Below are 18259 nucleotides of genomic sequence, written 5' to 3'. Positions count from 1 at the left end.
GACGCCGACCCGCGGGCCGTGCCGACCGCCCCACCGCGACGAAGCCCCGCACCGATCCGGTGCGGGGCTTCATCGTGAGCGGAACGCTACGCCGACTTCTCGACGCGCTTTGCCCGCGGCCGGGGCACGATGGTCGGCGCCGCGTTCTCGAGCACGGACTCGCGGGTGATCACCACGCGCGCCACGTCGTCGTCGGACGGGACATCGAACATCACCGGGCCGAGCACCTCTTCGAGGATGGCGCGCAGACCACGGGCACCGGTCTGGCGCAGCACGGCCAGGTCGGCGATCGCCTCGAGTGCGCCCTGGTCGAACTCGAGCTCCACGCCGTCGATCTGGAACATCCGCTGGTACTGCTTGATCAGCGCGTTCTTCGGCTCGGTCAGGATCTGCATGAGGGCTGCCTGGTCGAGCTGCGACACCGTGGTGACGACGGGCAGACGACCGATGAACTCGGGGATCAGGCCGAACTTGTGCAGGTCTTCCGGCAGGACCTCGGAGTAGAGGTCCTGGTGGTCGGTCGCACTGTGCAGCGGCGCCCCGAAGCCGATCCCCCGCTTGCCGACGCGCGAGGACACGATGTCCTCGAGCCCGGCGAACGCACCGGCCACGATGAACAGGACGTTCGTCGTGTCGATCTGGATGAACTCCTGGTGCGGGTGCTTGCGACCACCCTGCGGCGGGACCGACGCGACCGTGCCCTCGAGGATCTTGAGCAGCGCCTGCTGCACGCCTTCGCCGGAGACGTCACGCGTGATCGAGGGGTTCTCGGCCTTGCGGGCGATCTTGTCGACCTCGTCGATGTAGATGATCCCGGTCTCGGCGCGCTTGACGTCGTAGTCGGCGGCCTGGATCAGCTTGAGCAGGATGTTCTCGACGTCTTCACCGACGTAGCCGGCCTCGGTCAGGGCGGTGGCGTCGGCGACGGCGAACGGCACGTTGAGGCGCTTCGCCAGGGTCTGCGCCAGGTAGGTCTTGCCGCAGCCGGTCGGGCCGATGAGCAGGATGTTCGACTTCGCGATCTCGATGTCGTCGCGGTCTTCGGCAGCGGTGATCTGCCCCTGCGCACGGATGCGCTTGTAGTGGTTGTAGACGGCCACGGCGAGGGCGCGCTTCGCCGGGTCCTGCCCGATGACGTACTCCTGCAGGAAGTCGAAGATCTCGCGCGGCTTCGGCAGTTCGAAGTCACCGCTCGAGGTGTCCTCGCCCGCTTCGGCCAGACGCTCCTCGATGATCTCGTTGCACAGCTCGACGCACTCGTCGCAGATGTAGACACCCGGACCGGCGATCAACTGCTGGACCTGCTTCTGGCTCTTGCCGCAGAAGGAGCACTTGAGGAGGTCCCCGCTCTCTCCGATGCGTGCCATTGCCGTGCCTCCCTGGTTGGACATGCCGGCCCGCGCACTCGCACCGGCCGCTGGTGCACCGCTGCTGGTGGGCACCTCGTCGTGGACACGAGCCTAACCGCAACCGGTGACACCGACCGTGCGGCGCCGCGGGATTTCGCGCGCGCGTTCGCCCAGGGCGTTCGGGCCTGCTACCGTGATCCAGTCTTCTCTACAAGTTGTAGAAACACCGTCCCGACCATCGAAGGATCCCCATGCAGAAGCGTCTCGCCGCCGGCGGCGCCGTCACCCTCGGCGCCGTGGCCGTCATCGTCCTCGGCACCGCCGGCGCAGCCAGCGCGCACGTGTCCGCGACGGCCACCTCGACCGCCGCGAACTCGTACACCACGGCGACCTTCTCGGTCCCGCACGGCTGCGACGGCTCCCCCACCACGAAGCTCGAGTTCCAGGTGCCCGAGTCCGTCATCGAGGTCACGCCGACGGTCAACCCGAACTGGAAGATCTCGAAGACGACCGAGCCCTCCACGAGCGCGTCCGCGTCGGCCGACGGCGAGCACGCCGAGGACGCCGCCGAACGCGTCACGAGCATCACGTACACGGCGAAGACCCCCCTCCCCGCCGACGAGCGCGACACCTTCTCCTTCTCCTTCTCCCTGCCGGACGGCAAGGCCGGCGACCTCGTCGAGTTCCCCGTGCTGCAGACCTGCGAGAAGGGCTCGGTCGAGTGGAACCAGGAGCAGCAGGACGGCGAGGCCGAGCCCGAGCACCCGGCCCCCTCGATCACGCTGACCGCGGCCGAGGCCACGGACGACGACGGTGACCCGATCGCCGCCACCCCGACCGCCGAGGCCGCAGCCGGCTCGACCGCCCCCGCGGACCCCGACCTCGTCGGCCGCTTCCTCGGCCTGGGCGGTCTGGTGCTCGGCGCCGTCGCCCTGGTCGTCGCCGTCGCCGGCACGCGCCGCCGGAGCTCCGCCAAGTGACGCAGCGCGGCTCGCGTCGGACTCGGCTGCGGTCCTCTGCCTGGAGGCTCGTGGCCGGGTCCGCCGCGGCCGTCGCGATCGCGGGCGGTGCGGTCCTCGGGCTCGCGGGTCCCGCCAGCGCGCACAACTACCTGATCGCGTCCACCCCGGAGGTCGACGGCACGCTCACGAGCCTGCCGAAGGCGTTCGAGATCACCACGAACGACAAGCTGCTCGACATCGGCGACTCCGGTTCGGGCTTCGCCTTCCGGGTCGTGGGTCCGGACGGGAAGTACTACGAGGACGGCTGTGTCGACATCGACGGCCCCTCGATGACCACGCCCGCCGCGCTCGGCGACTCGGGGAAGTACACCGTCGAGTGGCAGATCGTCTCCGCCGACGGCCACACCGTCTCCGACGAGTACGCCTTCACGTGGAAGGCCCCGGCCGGCTTCTCCGCGGCCTCGGGATCGGCCACGCCGCCCACCTGCGCCACCGAGGGAGACGACTCCACCGAGGCCGCCACCACCGGCACCGCCTCGGGCGACACCGACTCAGCCGCGGCCGACGCGCTCTGGATCGGCGCCGGAGGTGTCGTCCTCGTCGCCGCGGTCGTCGCGGTCCTGCTGCTCCTGCGGCGCCGCCCCGCGCCCGAGACGGACGACACCGACGACTGACACCGCTGCACGACGAAGGCCCCACACCGATCGGTGCGGGGCCTTCGTCGTTCCTGCTGGTGCTACTTGACGAGCGCCGGCAGGTTCTTGCGGCTGGTGAGGACCTGGTCGATCAGGCCGTACTCCACGGCTTCCTGCGCGGACATGATCTTGTCGCGCTCGATGTCGTGGTTGATCTCCTCCGGCGTCTTGTTGGAGTGCTTCGACAGCGTCTCCTCGAGCCAGGTGCGCATGCGGAGGATCTCCGCCGCCTGGATCTCGATGTCCGACGCCTGGCCGCCACCCTGCTGGACGGCGGGCTGGTGGATGAGCACGCGGGCGTTCGGCAGGGCCAGACGCTTGCCTGGCGTCCCACCGGCGAGGAGCACCGACGCGGCCGAGGCGGCCTGACCGAGGCAGACCGTCTGGATCTGCGGGCGGATGTACTGCATCGTGTCGTAGATCGCCGTCATCGCGGTGAACGAGCCACCGGGCGAGTTGATGTACATGACGATGTCGCGGTCGGGGTCCATCGACTCGAGCACGAGCAGCTGGGCCATGACGTCGTCAGCCGACGCGTCGTCGACCTGGACGCCGAGGAACACGATGCGGTCCTCGAAGAGCTTCGCGTACGGGTCCTGGCGCTTGTAGCCGTAGGCCGTGCGCTCCTCGAAGCTCGGCAGGATGTACCGATCGGAGGGAGCCGGGACGTTCTGCGCGCCACCGAGCATTGGGAGATGCATTCTCGTTTCCTTTTCTTCGGTGGGGGTCAGGACTGGGCGTCGGGGTCGGCAGCCGCGGTCGGCGTCGCGCCGTCACCGACGGTGCCACCACCGCCGACGACCTCGGCCGACGAGGCACGCAGGTGGTCGACGAAGCCGTACTCGAGGGCCTCCTGAGCGCTGAACCAGTTGTCGCGGTCGTTGTCCTTGAGGACCTGCTCGATCGACTTGCCGGTCTGCTCGGCCGTGAGCTCCGCCATGCGCTGCTTCATGTCGAGGATGACCTTGGCCTGCGTCTGGATGTCGGCAGCGGTGCCACCGAACCCGCCGGACGGCTGGTGCAGCAGGACGCGGGCGTTCGGCGTGATGTAGCGCTTGCCCGGCGTGCCGGAGGACAGCAGGAACTGTCCCATCGACGCGGCCAGGCCGATGCCCACGGTGACGATGTCGTTCGGGACGAACTGCATCGTGTCGTAGATCGCCATGCCGGCGGTGATCGAGCCACCGGGCGAGTTGATGTAGAGGTAGATGTCCTTCTCAGGGTCCTCGGCGGCGAGCAGCAGCAGCTTGGCTGCGATCTCGTTCGAGTTGTCGTCGCGGACCTCGGAGCCGAGCCACACGATCCGGTCTCTCAGAAGGCGGTCAAAAACACTGGGGTTCAGTGTTGCTTCGGCCATGGAAAAGCTCCCGTTCAGTTGTCGCTTGTTGTCGAACTTATCGGTTGCAACGCACCACTTCGCGTGTGTTCGCCGACAGCAATGCGGTGGTGCGGAAAACACGAGACGGGAGGCACGGTGCCAGCTGGCACCGTGCCTCCCGTCCGTCTTGCTGGTGGCGTCGAGTTCGTTACTCGGCGTCCTCAGCAGGGGCCTGCGCGACGCCCGCCGTGAAGGCGGACAGGTCGACTGCGTCGCCGTTGGTGTCCTTGACGGTCACCTTCGACAGGACGGTCGCGACCGCCTTCGAGCGGGCGACCTCGCCGACCATGCCGGGGATCTGGCCGTTCTGGTCGATGACCTTGATGAACTCGGCCGGCTCCATGCCGTACTGCGCAGCAGCCTGGATGAGGTACTGGGTCAGTTCCTCCTGGGAGACCTGGATCTCCTCCTTCTCGGCGATGGAGTCGAGGAGGATCTGCGAGCGGAAGGCCTTCTCGCTGGACTCGGAGACCTCCTTGCGGTGCTCCTCGTCCTCGAGGCGGTTCTCCTGCTCGAGGTGACGGTGCACCTCGTCCTCGATGAGCTGCTCCGAGATCGGGATGTTGACGTCCTCGATGAGCTTCTCGACGAGCTTGTCGCGAGCCGCGGCGCCCTGACCGAAGGTCTTGGACTTCGCGATCTGCTCCTTCAGGTCCGCCTTGAGCTCGTCGATCGTGTCGAACTGGCTGGCGATCTGGGCGAACTCGTCGTCGGCCTCGGGGAGCTCGCGCTCCTTGACGGCGGTGACGGTGACGGCGATCTGGGCGGTCTCGCCCTCGCGGTCGCCACCGACGAGCTTCGACTCGAAGTTCGTCGACTCACCGGCGGTCAGGGACTCGAGCGCCTCGTCGATGCCCTCGAGCAGGTCGCCGGAGCCGATCTCGTAGGAGACGCCGGTGGCCGAGTCGACCTCGTCGTCGCCGATGCTGGCGGTCAGGTCGATCTGCGCGAAGTCGCCGGTCTTCGCCGGACGGTCGACGGTCACGAGCGTGCCGAAGCGGGTGCGCAGGTTCTGCAGCTCCTCTTCGATCTCGTCGTCCGACACCTCGACGGCGTCGACGGTGAGCTCGTACGCGGAGTAGTCCGGCAGGTCGAACTCGGGGCGGACGTCGACCTCGAAGGTGAGGACGAGGTCGCCCGCGAAGTCGGCGAGGTTCGGCAGCTCGGCGACGTCGGCCTCGGCACGGCCGAGGATGCGCAGCTCCTGCTCTTCGACCGCCTGGCGGTAGAAGTTGTCGATGGCGTCACCGACGGCGTGGTTCAGGACCTCGCCACGGCCGACGCGCTGGTCGACGATCGCCGGCGGGACCTTGCCCTTGCGGAAACCGGGGATGTTGATCTGCTCGGCGATGTGCTTGTACGCGTGGTCGATGCTCGGCTTGAGATCTTCCGGCGTCACGTTCACGGTGAGCTTGACGCGGGTGTCGCTCACCTTGTCGACGGTGCTGGTGGCCACGGGATGTTCTCCTGTTGGTTGACGTTCGTGTGGTCGATGGTTCTCGAGGACCTGGTCGGGGCGACAGGAGTTGAACCTGCGACCTCCCGCTCCCAAAGCGGGCGCTCTACCAAGCTGAGCTACGCCCCGTTTGACTGGGCCAGGGTGTTCGCGCACGCCGAACGGCGCACGCGACGCCGATGAGTCTAGCGGTCCGGGGCCGGGCGGTTCCCGGGAGGGACGTCGTCGTGTTCCGCAGCGCGTCGCAGGCCATTCCGCCACTGCACCCCGACCGCCACCTGGACCCCGAGCGCAGCCACCCCGAGCACGATCCCGACGACGATCCGCCACACGTGCAGCAGGGCGTGCGCGGGCTGCGACTGCGGATCGCCGAACAGCTCCGGGCGCATCGAGAACACGATCGCGGCGAGGACCACCAGCGCGTACGAGACCACCCGCGACCGCTTGATCCGCCGTGCATCGGCGTCGGTCGGCGGGAGCATCACACGGGGTGGCATGTCGGTACTCGTTCGTCCGCTACGATGGTCGGGCTGCGACACGTGCGCAGCGCGGGGATGTAGCTCAATGGTAGAGCCCCAGTCTTCCAAACTGGCCACGCGGGTTCGATTCCCGTCATCCCCTCTGTTGCTTCAGCTGGTGCGCGGTCGCACGCTCGGTGCGAGGTTGTTCCGGCGCACCGAGTGATCAACCTCGCACGGAGTGAACACGCGCGCGCCTAGCGTGGTCAGGGGCCGCCGAGTTCGAGTGTGATCTGCGGGGTGTCCCCGAGGTCCACGTGTGCGCGCTTGCGCTCGGCCGCCCGGAGCGGCACGAGGTACCCGCCGTCCTTCGGGAACAACGAGGTCGTCCAGGTCACGGCGCCGATCGTCACCCGGGCCGGGATCACTCCCCACCCGTAGGTGAGCATCGGCGCGAGGTCGGCGATGACCTCGGCGGCGTCCGGCGGCACAGCGGCGAAGAAGAACGGCGAGGGGCCGCGCCACTCGATGACCTCGCCGCGGAACTCGAGCTCCATGCGGCGATCGTACGGCCGCACCCCTCGCACGGTGCGAGGTCGGCCGAACACCGTGCGAGGTTCCACACTCGGTGCGACGGTCGGGGGCTCGCACCGAGTGCGGAACCTCGCACCAGGCCGAGCCCCCAGCCGCTTCCGTCAGGGCGAACGCGTCAGCGGTACGTCGCGGCCTGACCGTAGAGCTTCTGCGTCAGGGCGGAGACGTAGGCGGACTTGTCACCTCCCGGCAGGTTGTACGTCATGAAGACGCCGTACCCGTCGGCCTTCGTGCGCTGCGCGAGCGACACCGCCGTCGACTGCGCGGTGTTCTGGATGTCCACAGCGGCAGCGGACAACCGGTCCTTGCCGAGCCCCGGGATCGACGGCGCCGAGTACGTGCCGTAGTAGGGGTTCCAGGCGTAGTCGAGCTTCGAGCCGATGGTGCTGCTCGACGACGACAGCGAAGACGAGGCCGGGCCGATGTCGTAGAACGAGATGAGCTTGCCGGGCATCTGGGCACGCAAGGCGGTGATGAGCCAGCCGATGGACTGCTGGTTCGGCTGCGGGGTGCCGTTCGCGCCGTAGTCGGAGTACTCGTCGTCGAGGTCGACGCCGTCGAGTCCGTACTTCGACACGGTGGCAGCGATCTGGGACGCGAAGTCCGACGCGGCCGCCTGGGTCGGGAAGTTGGCGATGCCCGCACCCTGGTGGTTGCCGAGGACCGACAGCGACACCTTGATGCCCTTCGCCTGCAGCGGCTTGATCTGCGTGGCGGCGTTGTCGAGGGTCGCCTGCACCTTGTCGTTGTTGACCAGAACAGCCTTGGAGCCGTTCCAGTTGATGTTCGCCGCGAAGATGATCGCGACGTCGAAGGCGTTCGCACCGCCGGACAGCGTGTAGCGGCCGACGTTCGCGAGCTGGTCGTTGTTGACTTCGACGTAGGCGATGCTCGTCGGCCCGGACTTGGTGGCAGCGGCCGATGCCGGTGCTGCGGTGGCTGCGGACGGCACGAGCGGCGCCGCCACCATCGCGGCGATGGCCGCCACGATCCCGAACTTCATGGACTTCTTCATGTCATTCCTCCTTGAATGGGTCGGTCGTTCAGTTGTGTGGGAAGCGGAAGGTGCGGACCTCGTAGGCGTCGACGGCGAACGAGGACGCGTCGACGGTCCCGGCCGAGGCCAGCGGCTCTTCGAGCAGGGTGACCTCGGCAGCCGGTCCGAACGGCCCATCGACCGCGATCCCGCCGGTCCCCCGCCGCCCCACCGGCTCGTACACCCGCACGACCAGGTCGCCGGAGCGGTCGTCGGCGAGCTTGACGCTCGACAGCACGACCCCGCCGGACACCCGCACGAGCGGCGCGAACCCGTGCGCCCCGGTGACGGTCCGCGCGCTGGCGTTCATCCGGACGCCCGCCGCGGTGGCCCCGAGCTGGTCCGTCCCGATGACGATGCCGTACCGGTGCGTCTGCACGCCCTGGTCGGTCTCGGGGTCTGGGAACCGCGGTGCCCGCAGCAGGGACAGCCGCACGGTGGTGGTGACGTGCCCGTCGACGGCGTCGCGGGTGGTGTCGAAGCCGTGGATCGAGTCGTTCACGAGCGCGACGCCGAACCCCGGCTCGGACACGAGCACGTAGCGGTGCATCGAGGTCTCGAACTTCGCGGCCTCCCACGAGGTGTTCGTGTGCGTCACCCGCTTCTGCGCCCCGAACTGCGTCTCGGCGACGGTGTGCTCAGCGCGGACGTCGAGCGGGAACGCGACCTTGAGGAACTTCTCGGTCTCGTGCCAGTCGGTCGTCTGGTCGAACTCCAGCATGCGGGAGTCCGGTGCGAGGACGATCTCCTGCCGCACGGTCGAGTCGCCGAAGGACCGCGACACGACGACCCGGGCGACGCCGGCGTCGTCGACCGAGGCCTCGAGCGACGAGACGTCCACCAGGTCCTCGACCCGGTTCCGGTAGTACCGGTCGACGTCCCACGCGTCCCACATGTTCGGGAAGTCCTGGTGCAGCTGCAGCAGGTTCGCGGCCTGTCCGGCGGCGATAGCCTCACGCCCGCTGGCCAGGTCGACGGCGCTCGTGACGAGTCCCTGGTCCGTGACGGTCACGCGGACCAGCTCGTTCGCCAGCACGTACCCGCCGTCCTGCTCCGTCAGCGTGACAGCGGTCGGTTCCGCCACGTCGGTCGCCAGGACGGCGCCCTGCGCGGGTGCGCCGGCCTGGAGGAACGGGGCCGGGTTCACGACGACGGCCGCGTCGCCGGCACCGGCGAGCGCCGAGAGCGCCTGGTCGATGATCGCGGTCAGCGCCGCGGCCGTCTCGGCGTACTTCGCCTCGGCCTCGCGGTGCACCCAGGCGATCGAGGTGCCCGGCAGGATGTCGTGGAACTGCTGGAGCAGCACCTGCTGCCACAGGTCGTCGAGCTCGTCGTACGGGTAGGCGAAGTGGCTGCGTGCGGCGGCGGTCGCGGCCCAGAGCTCGGCCTCGATGAGGAGCTGTTCGCACCGGCGGTTGCCCTGCTTCGTGCCGTGCTGGCTGGTCAGGGTGGCGCGGTGCAGCTCGAGGTACAGCTCGCCCACCCACACGGGCGGGTCGGGCAGCTCGGACTTCGCACGGTCGAAGAACGTGTCGGGGTGTTCCCAGCGCACCTTCGCGCTGCCCTCGAGGTCGGCGAGCCGTGCAGCCGTGCCGGTCATCTCGCGGGTGGTGCCACCGCCGCCGTCGCCCCAGCCGACCGGGGCGATCGACCCGGTGGCGAGCCGGTTCTCACGGAACTGGCGGGAGGCCTTGGCGACCTCGCTGCCGGACAGGCGCGAGTTGTAGGTGTCCATCGACGGGAAGTGCGAGAACACCCGTGAGCCGTCGATGCCCTCCCACAGGAACGTGTGGTGCGGGAACTTGTTGACCTGGTTCCACGAGATCTTCTGCGTGAAGAACCACTCGAAGCCCGCACGGCGCATGAGCTGCGGCAGCGCCGGCGAGTACCCGAAGCTGTCCGGCAGCCAGACGCCCTTGGGTCGGATGCCGAACTCGCGCTCGAAGAACCGCTGCCCCTGCGAGAACTGGCGGACGATGCTCTCGCCGGTCGGCATCACGGTGTCGGACTCGACCCACATGCCGCCGATCGGCAGGAACCGGCCGGCCTGGACGGCGGCCTGCACCCGGGCGTACACCTCGGGCCGGTGTTCCTTGATCCAGGCGTACTGCTGGGCGCTCGACATGCCGTACAGGAATTCGTCGGTCTGGTCGATGAGCTCGGTCATCGTCGAGGTGGTGCGGGCGACCTTGCGGATCGTCTCGCGGACGGGCCAGAGCCAGGCGGAGTCGATGTGCGCGTGGCCGATCGCCGAGATCGTGTGCGCGGACGATTCGGCAGGTGCGGCGAGCACGTCGGCGAGCGCCGCACGCGCGTCACCCGCGGTCGCAGGGATGTGCTGCAGGTCGAGCCGGTCCAGCGCGTCGTCGAGGGCCTGCAGGATCCGCATCCGTCGCGGCCCCTCGGGCAGCTCGGCCTGCAGTTCGAGCAGGACGTCGATGTCGAGCGCGAGCTCGTGCACCTCGGACTCGAAGACGGCGAGGTCCATCCGGCGCGAGGTGTACAGCCGCTTCGACGACGAGGTCTGGATGTCGCCCTCGTGGGTGACCAGGAAGGGGTGGTAGTCGAGCAGGACGGGGTTCGACGCGGCCTCGACGAAGAGCTCGATCGTCTCGCCACCCTCGGCCCGTTCCGTCAGCAGCACCCACTGGTTGCGCGGGTTGATCGACTTCACCGGCGTGCCGTCGGCCAGGTAGACGAGCCCCTCGCACTGGAACCCGGGCATGTTCTTGTCGAAGCCGAGGTCGACGACGGCTTCCACCCGGCGGCCGGCCCACTCGGTCGGCACGGTCCCGGTCAGCCGGAACCACGTCGTCCCCCAGGCCGCGCCCCAGGGCGTGCCGACCTCGTACGGCGTGAACTCGAGCGCGAGTCCCTGCGCCGGCGGGATCGGCTCCCCCGGCAGCTCGTGCCAGGCGGTCGCGAGCGGCGTCGCGGTGGCGTGCACCGCCGGCGTGATGCGCTCGTCGAGGACCCGGCGGGCCCGTCCGGTGGTGAGGGGGATGTCGTCGTGCATGGGGCCTTCCAGGGTCGGGGCGTGGGCGCGGGTCAGCGCGTGGTCGCGGGGTGTGCGACGCGGATGGAGGTGGAGTCGAGCTCGGCGGGCACGTCGACGCACCGGTCGATGCCACGGGCGGCGAGCATCCCGGTGTCGCCGAGCCGCGACCGCAGGACGACCTGCGGGCCGCGACCGTCCGGTTCCGCCGACGCGACCGCGAGCCAGGCGGCGGCGAACCGTCCGCCGGGGGCGCAGTCGGCACGCATGCCGTGTCGGTCCGAGCCGTCGGGCAGCACGTCGTCGAGCACGAGCGCCGTGGCCGGCGGCGCAGCAGCGGTGCCGGTGGCACCGGACCGTGCGACGGCGGCGAAGGCCTCGCCCGCCGGCTTGATCCGGCCGTCGTTCGTGAAGAGCCCGAGGTCGTACTCGAGCTCCGGGAAGTCGGCGAGCGACCTGGCGACGTCGTGCGAGCACCACCACGTGACGCCGAGCACCTGTTGCGCCCCGAGCACGTGCCGGATGGTCTGCTCGGTGAACGAGGCGGCGTCCTCCGGGGCGACGACGTTGGTGGGCGCCCCGACTTCCTGCAGCCAGTTCGGCCGTGCGGGGTCGCGGTTCCAGGCGGCGGCGAGCTGGAGGAGGTACTCCCCGTGCCGCACCGACCCCGGCCCGAGTGCGCCGTGCAGGGCCGCCGAGCCGTTGAACACCCACGAGTGCGTGACGGTGGCGTCACCGTGGTCCGCCGCGTGCTCCGGTCCGAACGGCTGCGCGTCGTCGTACCAGGCCGCGTCGTACTGCGCGACGGTGACCAGCGGCCGTGGACGCGACCCGGAGCCGGACGGGGCCGACGCGGACGAGTCGACCCGGGCCTCCCGGCCGGACGAACCGGACGAACCGGACGAACCGGCCGAACCGGACGAACCGGCCGAACCGGCCGAACCGGCCGCGAGCCCGGACCGCGCCGCCGCGACCATCGCCGCCGCCCACGCGTGCCCCTGCTCCGCCGTGATGTCGTGCGGGGCGGGGTGCGGCGCGTGCGCGAACTGGTTCACCTCGTTGCCGATGGTGATGCCGAGCAGGTTCGCCTTGTCCGCGACCGCTGCGGCGAGCGCCCGGACGTACGCCGCGGTCGACGCGACGACGTCCGGGTCGGTGAACATGTTCCGACGGTGCCAGCTGTCCAGCCACGAGGGCACGAAGTCGAAGCTCGACAGGTGCCCCTGCAGGGCGTCGACGTTGACGTCGAGCCCGAACGAGCCGGCGATGTCCACGACCGTCGCGACGTCCTGCAGCGCCGACGCCCGGATGAGGGTGCGGTTCGGCTGCACCACCGGCCAGAGTGGGAAGATCCGCACGTGGTCGGCGCCGAGCGAGGCGATCGCCTCGAGGTCCCTGGCGGTGTCCGACGGTGAGAAGTCGAGCCACGAGTGGAACCAGCCGACCGAGGGCGTGTAGTTGACCCCGAAGCGCATCAGCCCTTCACACCGCCCTCTTCGACGCCCTTGAAGAAGAAGCGCTGCAGGACGGCGAAGATCACGGCGATCGGGATGAACGCGATCATGGTGCCGGCGGCGATCATGCGCTGGTCGGTCGCGAACGTGCCCTGCAGGTACTGCAACCCGACGGTCAGGGTGAGGTTCTCCGGCGACTGCAGCACGATGAGCGGCCACAGGAAGTCGTCCCACGCCCCGATGAACGAGAAGATCGCGATGACGGCGATGGTCCCCTGCACGGCGGGCAGCGAGATGTACCGCAGCCGCTGCATCGCGTTCGCACCGTCCATCACCGCGGCCTGGTCGATCTCCTCGGGGATCTGCCGGAACGCGTTGAACATGAGCAGCACGTTGAGTGCGGCGATCATGCCGGGCAGGGCGACGCCGACCAGGTTGTCGGCGAGGCCGAGGTCCTTGACGGTGACGAACTGCGAGATGATCGTCGCCTCGCCGGGCAGGACGAGGGTCGCGAGGAACAGTCCGAGCACGAGCTTGCGGTGCCGCCACTGCAGCCGCGCCAGGGCGAATCCGGCGAGCGTCGCGAAGACGATGTTGCCGAACACGTCGATCGCGGCGACGAGCAGCGAGTTGCCGATGTAGCGCCAGACCGGGATCGCGGCGGCCACCTTGAGGTAGTTCTCGATGGTCGGCTCGGTCGGGATGAACGACGGGTTCGCGGTGTAGATGTCCTCGCCGGCACCCTTGAGCGACGTGGACAGCTGCCACAGGAACGGGCCGATCGTGATGAAGAGCACCACGATGAGCAGGACGTAGCGCACGACCTTCTCGCGGGTCGACATGACACCCCAGACCGCGCGACGGCGTTTGCGAGGAGGCCGGGAGGCCCGTCCCGCGTCCGCCTGGCCGGTCACGTCCGGCGTCGGGCTGGCTGCACCGCGCGCCCCGCCCAGGGCGGGTTCGGTGGTCGTCGTGTTCGTCACTTGTCCGCCTTGCTGTTCATCCGCGCGAGGGCGAGCATCGGGATCAGGGTCACGACGAAGAGCAGGAGGCTCAGGGCGGACGCGTACCCGAGGTTGCCGGTGAAGCCGCGGGCGTACTGCTGGATGAGCATGACGAGCGAGTTGTCCTGCCCGCCGGGTCCACCGGTGCCGTTGGTGAGGATGTAGAGCTCGCTGAACACCCGGAGCGCGGAGACGCAGACCAGGATCCCGACGAGCGTCATGGTGCCGCGGACCCCCGGCATGGTGACCGACCAGAACCGCCGCACCGATCCGGCGCCGTCGAGGGCGGCCGCTTCGTGCAGGTCCTTGCCGACGTTCCCGAGGGCCGCGAGGAAGATGATCATGTAGTAGCCGAGGCCCTTCCAGACCGTCAGGCTGATCGCGCTGAGGAGCAGCAGCCACCGGTCGGTCAGGAACGGGACGCTGCCCTGCACGACGCCGAGCGCCTGCGCCATCTCGTTGATGACGCCGCGGTCGTCGAGGATCCAGGTCCAGATGAGTCCGACGACCACGGCCGACGCGATGACCGGCGTGTAGAACGCCGTGCGGAAGAACGCGATCCCCGGCAGCTTCTGCTGGACCAGCACCGCGATGAGCAGCGGCAGCACGGTCAGCAGCGGCAGGCAGATCGCCATGTAGATGACGCTGTTGAGCAGCGCTTCCCACACCTGCGGGTCGGCGAGCAGGGTCTCGAAGTTCTTGAGCCCCACCCACTGGCTCACGCCCCCCAGCGGGCTGGCGTTCGTGAACGACAGCCGGACGGTGTTGATCGACGGCCAGAGGCTGAACGCGACGAGCCAGACGAGGGCCGGCAGGACGAGCAGCCAGGGCGTGAACCAGCGGTTGGCGCGCATCAGCCGTTGGCCAGCAGGCTGTTCATCTTGGTCTGGGCGGTCTGCAGCGCCTTCTCCGGCGCGACCTGGCCCTTCATGGCGAGGGCGATCTGCTGGTCGAGGAAGTCCGTCATCGCGGAGTTCGCCTCGACCGGGTTGAGGACCTTCGCGGTCTTCAGGGCCTCGTTCGCCAGGACACGGGCCTCGCCGTTGACGGTGCCGTCGTCCTTCGAGAAGTACGGGTCGGACTGCGACGACGTGGTCGACGGGAAGATGTTGACCTTGTGCGCGAACGCTTCTTGGTTCTCCGCGTTCGTCATGAACTTCGCGAACGCCTCGGCGGTGGCGAGGTGCTTCGACTTGGCCGACACCGACAGGCCCTGCACGTACAGCGGCGGGGTGTCGAGGGCCGGGCTGACGGTGACCTTTCCCTTGAGCGACGGGTTGTTCTTCTCGAAGTCGGCGAGCGAGGTGGCGCCGCCCGTGGTCCAGGCGACCTTCTGCTGCGTGAACAGCGTCGAGTTGCCGAGGTAGTCGCTGTTCAGCACGTTCGAGGGCATGTAGCCGTCCTGGTACGCGTCCGTGTAGCGCTCGATCAGGTCGGCGGCCTTCGACGAGTCGGCGAAGGTGAACTTCGTGCCGTCCGCGTTGAGGACCTTCACGCCGGCCAGGGTGAAGTCGCCGAGGCCGGGCTTCCGGCTCATCAGGTAGTCGGTCGGGCAGTTCTCGTGCATGGTCTTCGCCTGCGTGAACAGCTCGTCGGTGGTCTTCGGCGGGTTCTTCGCGTCGAGGCCGCACTTCGCGAACATCGTCGCGTTCCAGTAGTCGACGTCGGTGTTGAGGTACCAGGGGTAGCCGAACGTGCCGTCCACGCCCTTGTACTCGTACGAGTCCAGGGCGCCGGAGACGTAGGTGCTCGCGAGCTTGGTGTCGTCCTTCGCGACGTCCTGCAGGAACCCGCGCTTCGCGAGCGGCAGGGCGATGTCCGGCGGCAGGTTGATGACGTCGGGCAGCGAGTTCGACGATGCCTGGCTGAGCACCTTGTCGGCGTAGCCGTCGCCCGGCTGGTCCTGCAGCTTGACCTTCGCGTCGGGGTGGGCCTTCTCGAAGTCGGCGATCACCCCGTTCAGGTAGCCCGTGTACGTCGGCGTGAGCGCCCACGTCTGGAGCGTGATCGACCCGCTGATCTCCCCGCTGCCGGTGTCGGCCGCGTTGCCGCCGCTCGAGCAGCCGGTCAGGACGAGTGCCGTGGCGGCAGCTCCTGCGAGCAGCGCTGCGGCGCGGCTCCTCGTCGCACGTGTGGTGGTCCTCATGGCGTCTGACTCCCTCGTCATCCTGCTCGGTCATCCTGCTGAACCGGTTCAGTTCCTGTCCCTGAACCCGCTTGTGGCAGTGACTATGGAGGACTAAAACGCTATAGTCAAGCCCGTGGCCACGAACCGTCGAACGACGATCTCCGACATCGCCGCGCGTGCCGGCGTGTCCGTCAGCGCGGTCTCGTTCGCCCTCAACGACCGCCCCGGCGTGTCCGACGAGACCCGCGAACGCGTCCGCGCGATCGCTCGCGAACTCGACTGGCAACCGCACACCGCAGCACGCGCCCTGGGCGGTGCGAAGGCCGGCTCGATCGGCTTCGTGCTGAACCGGCCGGCCCGCACACTCGGCACCGAGTCGTTCTTCGGCGACCTGATCTCCGGCATCCAGCTCGGGCTCGCCGGCACCCACGTCGGGATGAACCTGCTCGTGGCGCGCGACGCGGCCGAGGAACTCGAGACCTACCGGGCGTGGTGGCGCGGGCACCGGGTCGACGGCGTCGTCGTCATCGACCCGCGGCGCGACGACGACCGGCTCGCCCTGCTCGCCGAACTCGGCATGCCCACGGTCGTCGTCGGCTCCCACCCCTCACCCGAGGGCTCCGCACCGAGCGTGTGGATCGACGACGGCGACGCGACCGACACGGTCCTGCGGTACCTGCACGCGCTCGGGCACCGGCGGATCGCGCACGTCGCCGGGCGCCCCGAGTTCGAGCACACCGCCATGCGGATCGGACGCGTCCGGGCGTTCGCGGCGGCCGAGGGGCTCGCGGACGCCGTGTCGATCCCGACCGACTACTCGGCCGAGGCCGGCGCGAGTGCGACCCGGACCCTGCTGTCCCGCACCAGTCGGCCGACGGCGATCGTGTACGACAATGACGTCCTGGCGGTCGCCGGGCTCGGGGTCGCGAGCGAGATGGGCGTCGCCGTGCCGACCGACGTCTCGATAGTGTCGTTCGACGACTCGGCGATGATCCAGCTCGTCAGACCGTCCATCACCTCGCTGACCCGCGACACCGTGGAGCTCGGGCAGCGCGCGGCGACACTCCTGCGCGCACAGATCGACGCCGATGCCCCGTTGCCGTCACGCCCCGGGCCGCCACTGACCCTCAGTGTCCGGGAATCGACGGCACGCGCGGGGTCCTGATACGCCGCTCCAGCACTCCTGGCGTTCCACGACGACACGCCCAGCGGGCGTCCGGCCGAGGTCCACGGCGCGCGGCGGACTTGACTCGCGTTCGAACACACGTTCGAATACCGTCGTGGGACGGCGTCGCGAGAACCGGTGGCAGCCCCCGGAACACCCGGAGGTCGAACGTCCGCGCGCCTACTCGCTGTCCGAGGACGCCCGTGGGCCCGACGTCTGCCACGCCGTCACCCCCGTGCCGGTCTGGGCGTGGATCCAGTTCCCGACCTTCCACGTCCGGGTGAAGGCCTTCGCCAAGAGCTGGACCCGCGATGCCGTCATGGTCGAGTGGGCGCAGTTCGGACAGCAGGCGGACGCGTGGGTGTGGCGGTCCGCCGTGAAGCACCGCACCCTGCGCGCCGACCAGGCGGAACGCGCCGTCCGGAGTCCGCAGAACGCAGCGCGTTGACTTCCGGCCAGACCCCGAGGATCGTTTATCGAACACCGGTTCGGCGAGTAACTCACTGGTCAAGGCATTCGGTCGAGTACCCCGACGGAAGAGGAGGCACCATGAAGAACACCGCGGTGCCGTCCTGGGTCGCCCACGTGCTCACCCCGCCCGAGGTCATCAGCGCCTACGTCGAGGCCCGGGTCAACGATCCGGCCCTGTTGTCGGGCGAGCACACGGAACCCACGTACGCCGACTTCCTCGGCGACGAGTAGACGGTCGTTCAGCGGCGTCGGCGGCGCGCGGACAGCGTGACGCCGACGCTCGCAGCGGTGACGCACACCAGCGCCACCGTCTCGAGCACGGACAGCCCCTCGCTGAGCACGACGAGGCCGGCCAGCGCGGCGATCGCCGGGCCGAGACTCTGCAGCACGCCGAACACCCGCGTCGGCATCCGCCGCAACGCCAGCATCTCGAGGGCGTAGGGCAGCACGCTCGACAGCACCGCGACCGCGCCGAAGACGAGCAGGAGCACGGGTTCGCGGACCACGCCGTCGATCGCGGACGGCAACCCGAACGGCAGCGACACGAGCATCGCGACCACCATCGACACCACCAGGCCGTCGACACCCGGGATCGCGGCGCCGACGTGCCGGTTCATCACGATGTAGCCCGCCCAGCACGCCGCCGCGAGCACGGCCCAGACGACGCCGCCGACCTCGGTCACGGCGCTCGGGCCGACCCCGAGCAGCACGACGCCGGCGAGCGCCAGCGCGGCCCAGAGCGCATCCCGCCACCGTCGGGTGTGCACGAGGGACAGAGCGAGCGGGCCGAGGAACTCGATCGTCACCGCGACACCGATCGGGATGGTCGCGAAGGCCAGGTAGATGAAGACGTTCATCCCGCCGAGCGCCAGCCCGAGGCCGACCGCGCCGAGCCACTGCGCGCGCGTCCAGTGCCGGACGCGAGGACGGACGACCAGCGCGAGCACCACCGCGCCGATGACGAGCCGGAGCGTCGCGGCCCCGACCGCGCCGACGTCGTCGAAGTGGGTCTTCGCGATCGCGGCACCGAGCTGGACGGACACCATCGCGGTGAGGGCGAGCAGCGGAGCCGGGATCCGGTCGGTGCCGCGGGCCTGGTTCATCCGCGGGACCG

General features: G+C 69.4%; 18 protein-coding genes and 2 tRNA genes. 6 read left to right on the top strand and 14 right to left on the bottom strand.

Features of this window, described 5'->3' with window-relative positions:
* Positions 1 to 86: 86 nt before the first annotated feature.
* The gene (clpX, locus tag DEJ14_RS05745) at positions 87 to 1367 is read right to left on the bottom strand and encodes an ATP-dependent Clp protease ATP-binding subunit ClpX (RefSeq protein WP_111084519.1); all 1281 of its coding nucleotides are present in this window, start codon (positions 1365 to 1367) and stop codon (positions 87 to 89) included.
* A gap of 233 nt (positions 1368 to 1600) precedes the next feature.
* On the opposite strand from clpX, the gene DEJ14_RS05740 reads away from it, so the two are divergent.
* Both DEJ14_RS05740 and DEJ14_RS05735 read left to right on the top strand, forming a co-directional pair.
* Entirely contained in the window at positions 1601 to 2329 is a 729-nt protein-coding gene (locus tag DEJ14_RS05740) for a YcnI family copper-binding membrane protein (RefSeq protein WP_111084518.1), read from the top strand.
* A gap of 50 nt (positions 2330 to 2379) precedes the next feature.
* Positions 2380 to 2985, top strand: a complete 606-nt coding sequence (locus DEJ14_RS05735; RefSeq protein ID WP_258373195.1) for a copper resistance CopC family protein — start codon at positions 2380 to 2382, stop codon at positions 2983 to 2985.
* Positions 2986 to 3047: 62 nt separating this feature from the next.
* On the opposite strand, the gene DEJ14_RS05730 is transcribed toward DEJ14_RS05735, so the two are convergent.
* The 5 genes from DEJ14_RS05730 to DEJ14_RS05710 all read right to left on the bottom strand — a co-directional run bounded on the left by DEJ14_RS05730 (position 3048) and on the right by DEJ14_RS05710 (position 6337).
* Complete coding sequence (locus tag DEJ14_RS05730; protein ID WP_111084516.1) at positions 3048 to 3707, bottom strand: ATP-dependent Clp protease proteolytic subunit; 660 nt, start codon at positions 3705 to 3707, stop codon at positions 3048 to 3050.
* A 26-nt stretch (positions 3708 to 3733) separates the two neighbouring features.
* Complete coding sequence (locus tag DEJ14_RS05725; protein WP_111084515.1) at positions 3734 to 4363, bottom strand: ATP-dependent Clp protease proteolytic subunit; 630 nt, start codon at positions 4361 to 4363, stop codon at positions 3734 to 3736.
* A gap of 169 nt (positions 4364 to 4532) precedes the next feature.
* Positions 4533 to 5840: a trigger factor gene (gene tig / locus DEJ14_RS05720; protein ID WP_181437438.1), complete on the bottom strand. Its 1308-nt coding sequence runs from the start codon at positions 5838 to 5840 to the stop codon at positions 4533 to 4535.
* Between the two features lie 52 nt (positions 5841 to 5892).
* Positions 5893 to 5969 (bottom strand) — tRNA-Pro (locus DEJ14_RS05715).
* Positions 5970 to 6025: 56 nt separating this feature from the next.
* Positions 6026 to 6337 carry a hypothetical protein gene (locus tag DEJ14_RS05710; protein WP_146249698.1) on the bottom strand — a complete coding sequence of 104 codons (312 nt, stop codon included), beginning with the start codon at positions 6335 to 6337 and terminating at the stop codon, positions 6026 to 6028.
* Between the two features lie 53 nt (positions 6338 to 6390).
* Between DEJ14_RS05710 and DEJ14_RS05705 the strand changes: the two genes are divergently transcribed.
* Positions 6391 to 6461, top strand: a tRNA-Gly gene (locus DEJ14_RS05705).
* A gap of 103 nt (positions 6462 to 6564) precedes the next feature.
* Here the strand turns inward: DEJ14_RS05705 and DEJ14_RS05700 are convergent.
* From DEJ14_RS05700 to DEJ14_RS05670, 7 genes are all read right to left on the bottom strand, one after another.
* On the bottom strand, positions 6565 to 6855 hold the full coding sequence (locus DEJ14_RS05700; RefSeq protein WP_111084512.1) for a DUF1905 domain-containing protein: 291 nt from the start codon (positions 6853 to 6855) through the stop codon (positions 6565 to 6567).
* 152 nt (positions 6856 to 7007) lie between these two features.
* Positions 7008 to 7907, bottom strand: coding sequence for an endo-beta-N-acetylglucosaminidase H (locus DEJ14_RS05695; protein ID WP_111084511.1), 900 nt, complete (start codon positions 7905 to 7907; stop codon positions 7008 to 7010).
* A 28-nt stretch (positions 7908 to 7935) separates the two neighbouring features.
* Positions 7936 to 10944 (bottom strand): alpha-mannosidase, encoded by a 3009-nt coding sequence (locus DEJ14_RS05690; RefSeq protein WP_111084510.1) that lies wholly within the window; start codon positions 10942 to 10944, stop codon positions 7936 to 7938.
* A gap of 32 nt (positions 10945 to 10976) precedes the next feature.
* Complete coding sequence (locus tag DEJ14_RS05685) at positions 10977 to 12398, bottom strand: glycoside hydrolase 5 family protein (RefSeq protein WP_111084509.1); 1422 nt, start codon at positions 12396 to 12398, stop codon at positions 10977 to 10979.
* The gene (locus tag DEJ14_RS05680) at positions 12398 to 13360 is read right to left on the bottom strand and encodes a carbohydrate ABC transporter permease (RefSeq protein WP_220036393.1); all 963 of its coding nucleotides are present in this window, start codon (positions 13358 to 13360) and stop codon (positions 12398 to 12400) included. The genes DEJ14_RS05685 and DEJ14_RS05680 overlap by 1 nt, the downstream gene beginning before the upstream one ends.
* A complete protein-coding gene (locus tag DEJ14_RS05675; protein ID WP_111084508.1) occupies positions 13357 to 14235 on the bottom strand; it encodes a carbohydrate ABC transporter permease in 879 nt (292 codons plus the stop codon). The genes DEJ14_RS05680 and DEJ14_RS05675 overlap by 4 nt, the downstream gene beginning before the upstream one ends.
* The gene (locus tag DEJ14_RS05670; RefSeq protein ID WP_111084507.1) at positions 14235 to 15527 is read right to left on the bottom strand and encodes an ABC transporter substrate-binding protein; all 1293 of its coding nucleotides are present in this window, start codon (positions 15525 to 15527) and stop codon (positions 14235 to 14237) included. The genes DEJ14_RS05675 and DEJ14_RS05670 overlap by 1 nt, the downstream gene beginning before the upstream one ends.
* Positions 15528 to 15642: 115 nt before the next feature.
* On the opposite strand from DEJ14_RS05670, the gene DEJ14_RS05665 reads away from it, so the two are divergent.
* The 3 genes from DEJ14_RS05665 (at position 15643) to DEJ14_RS05655 (ending at position 17376) form a co-directional block, all read left to right on the top strand.
* On the top strand, positions 15643 to 16674 hold the full coding sequence (locus DEJ14_RS05665) for a LacI family DNA-binding transcriptional regulator (protein WP_111084506.1): 1032 nt from the start codon (positions 15643 to 15645) through the stop codon (positions 16672 to 16674).
* 115 nt (positions 16675 to 16789) lie between these two features.
* Positions 16790 to 17122, top strand: coding sequence for a hypothetical protein (locus DEJ14_RS05660; protein ID WP_111084505.1), 333 nt, complete (start codon positions 16790 to 16792; stop codon positions 17120 to 17122).
* Positions 17123 to 17223: 101 nt separating this feature from the next.
* Positions 17224 to 17376 (top strand): hypothetical protein, encoded by a 153-nt coding sequence (locus DEJ14_RS05655; protein WP_159572741.1) that lies wholly within the window; start codon positions 17224 to 17226, stop codon positions 17374 to 17376.
* A gap of 8 nt (positions 17377 to 17384) precedes the next feature.
* On the opposite strand, the gene DEJ14_RS05650 is transcribed toward DEJ14_RS05655, so the two are convergent.
* Positions 17385 to 18248 (bottom strand): EamA family transporter, encoded by an 864-nt coding sequence (locus tag DEJ14_RS05650; RefSeq protein ID WP_111084504.1) that lies wholly within the window; start codon positions 18246 to 18248, stop codon positions 17385 to 17387.
* Positions 18249 to 18259: the final 11 nt, after the last annotated feature.

The sequence above is a fragment of the Curtobacterium sp. MCJR17_020 genome (assembly GCF_003234365.2).
Lineage (GTDB): Bacteria > Actinomycetota > Actinomycetes > Actinomycetales > Microbacteriaceae > Curtobacterium.
This window is presented reverse-complemented; position numbering and strand designations above follow the sequence as displayed.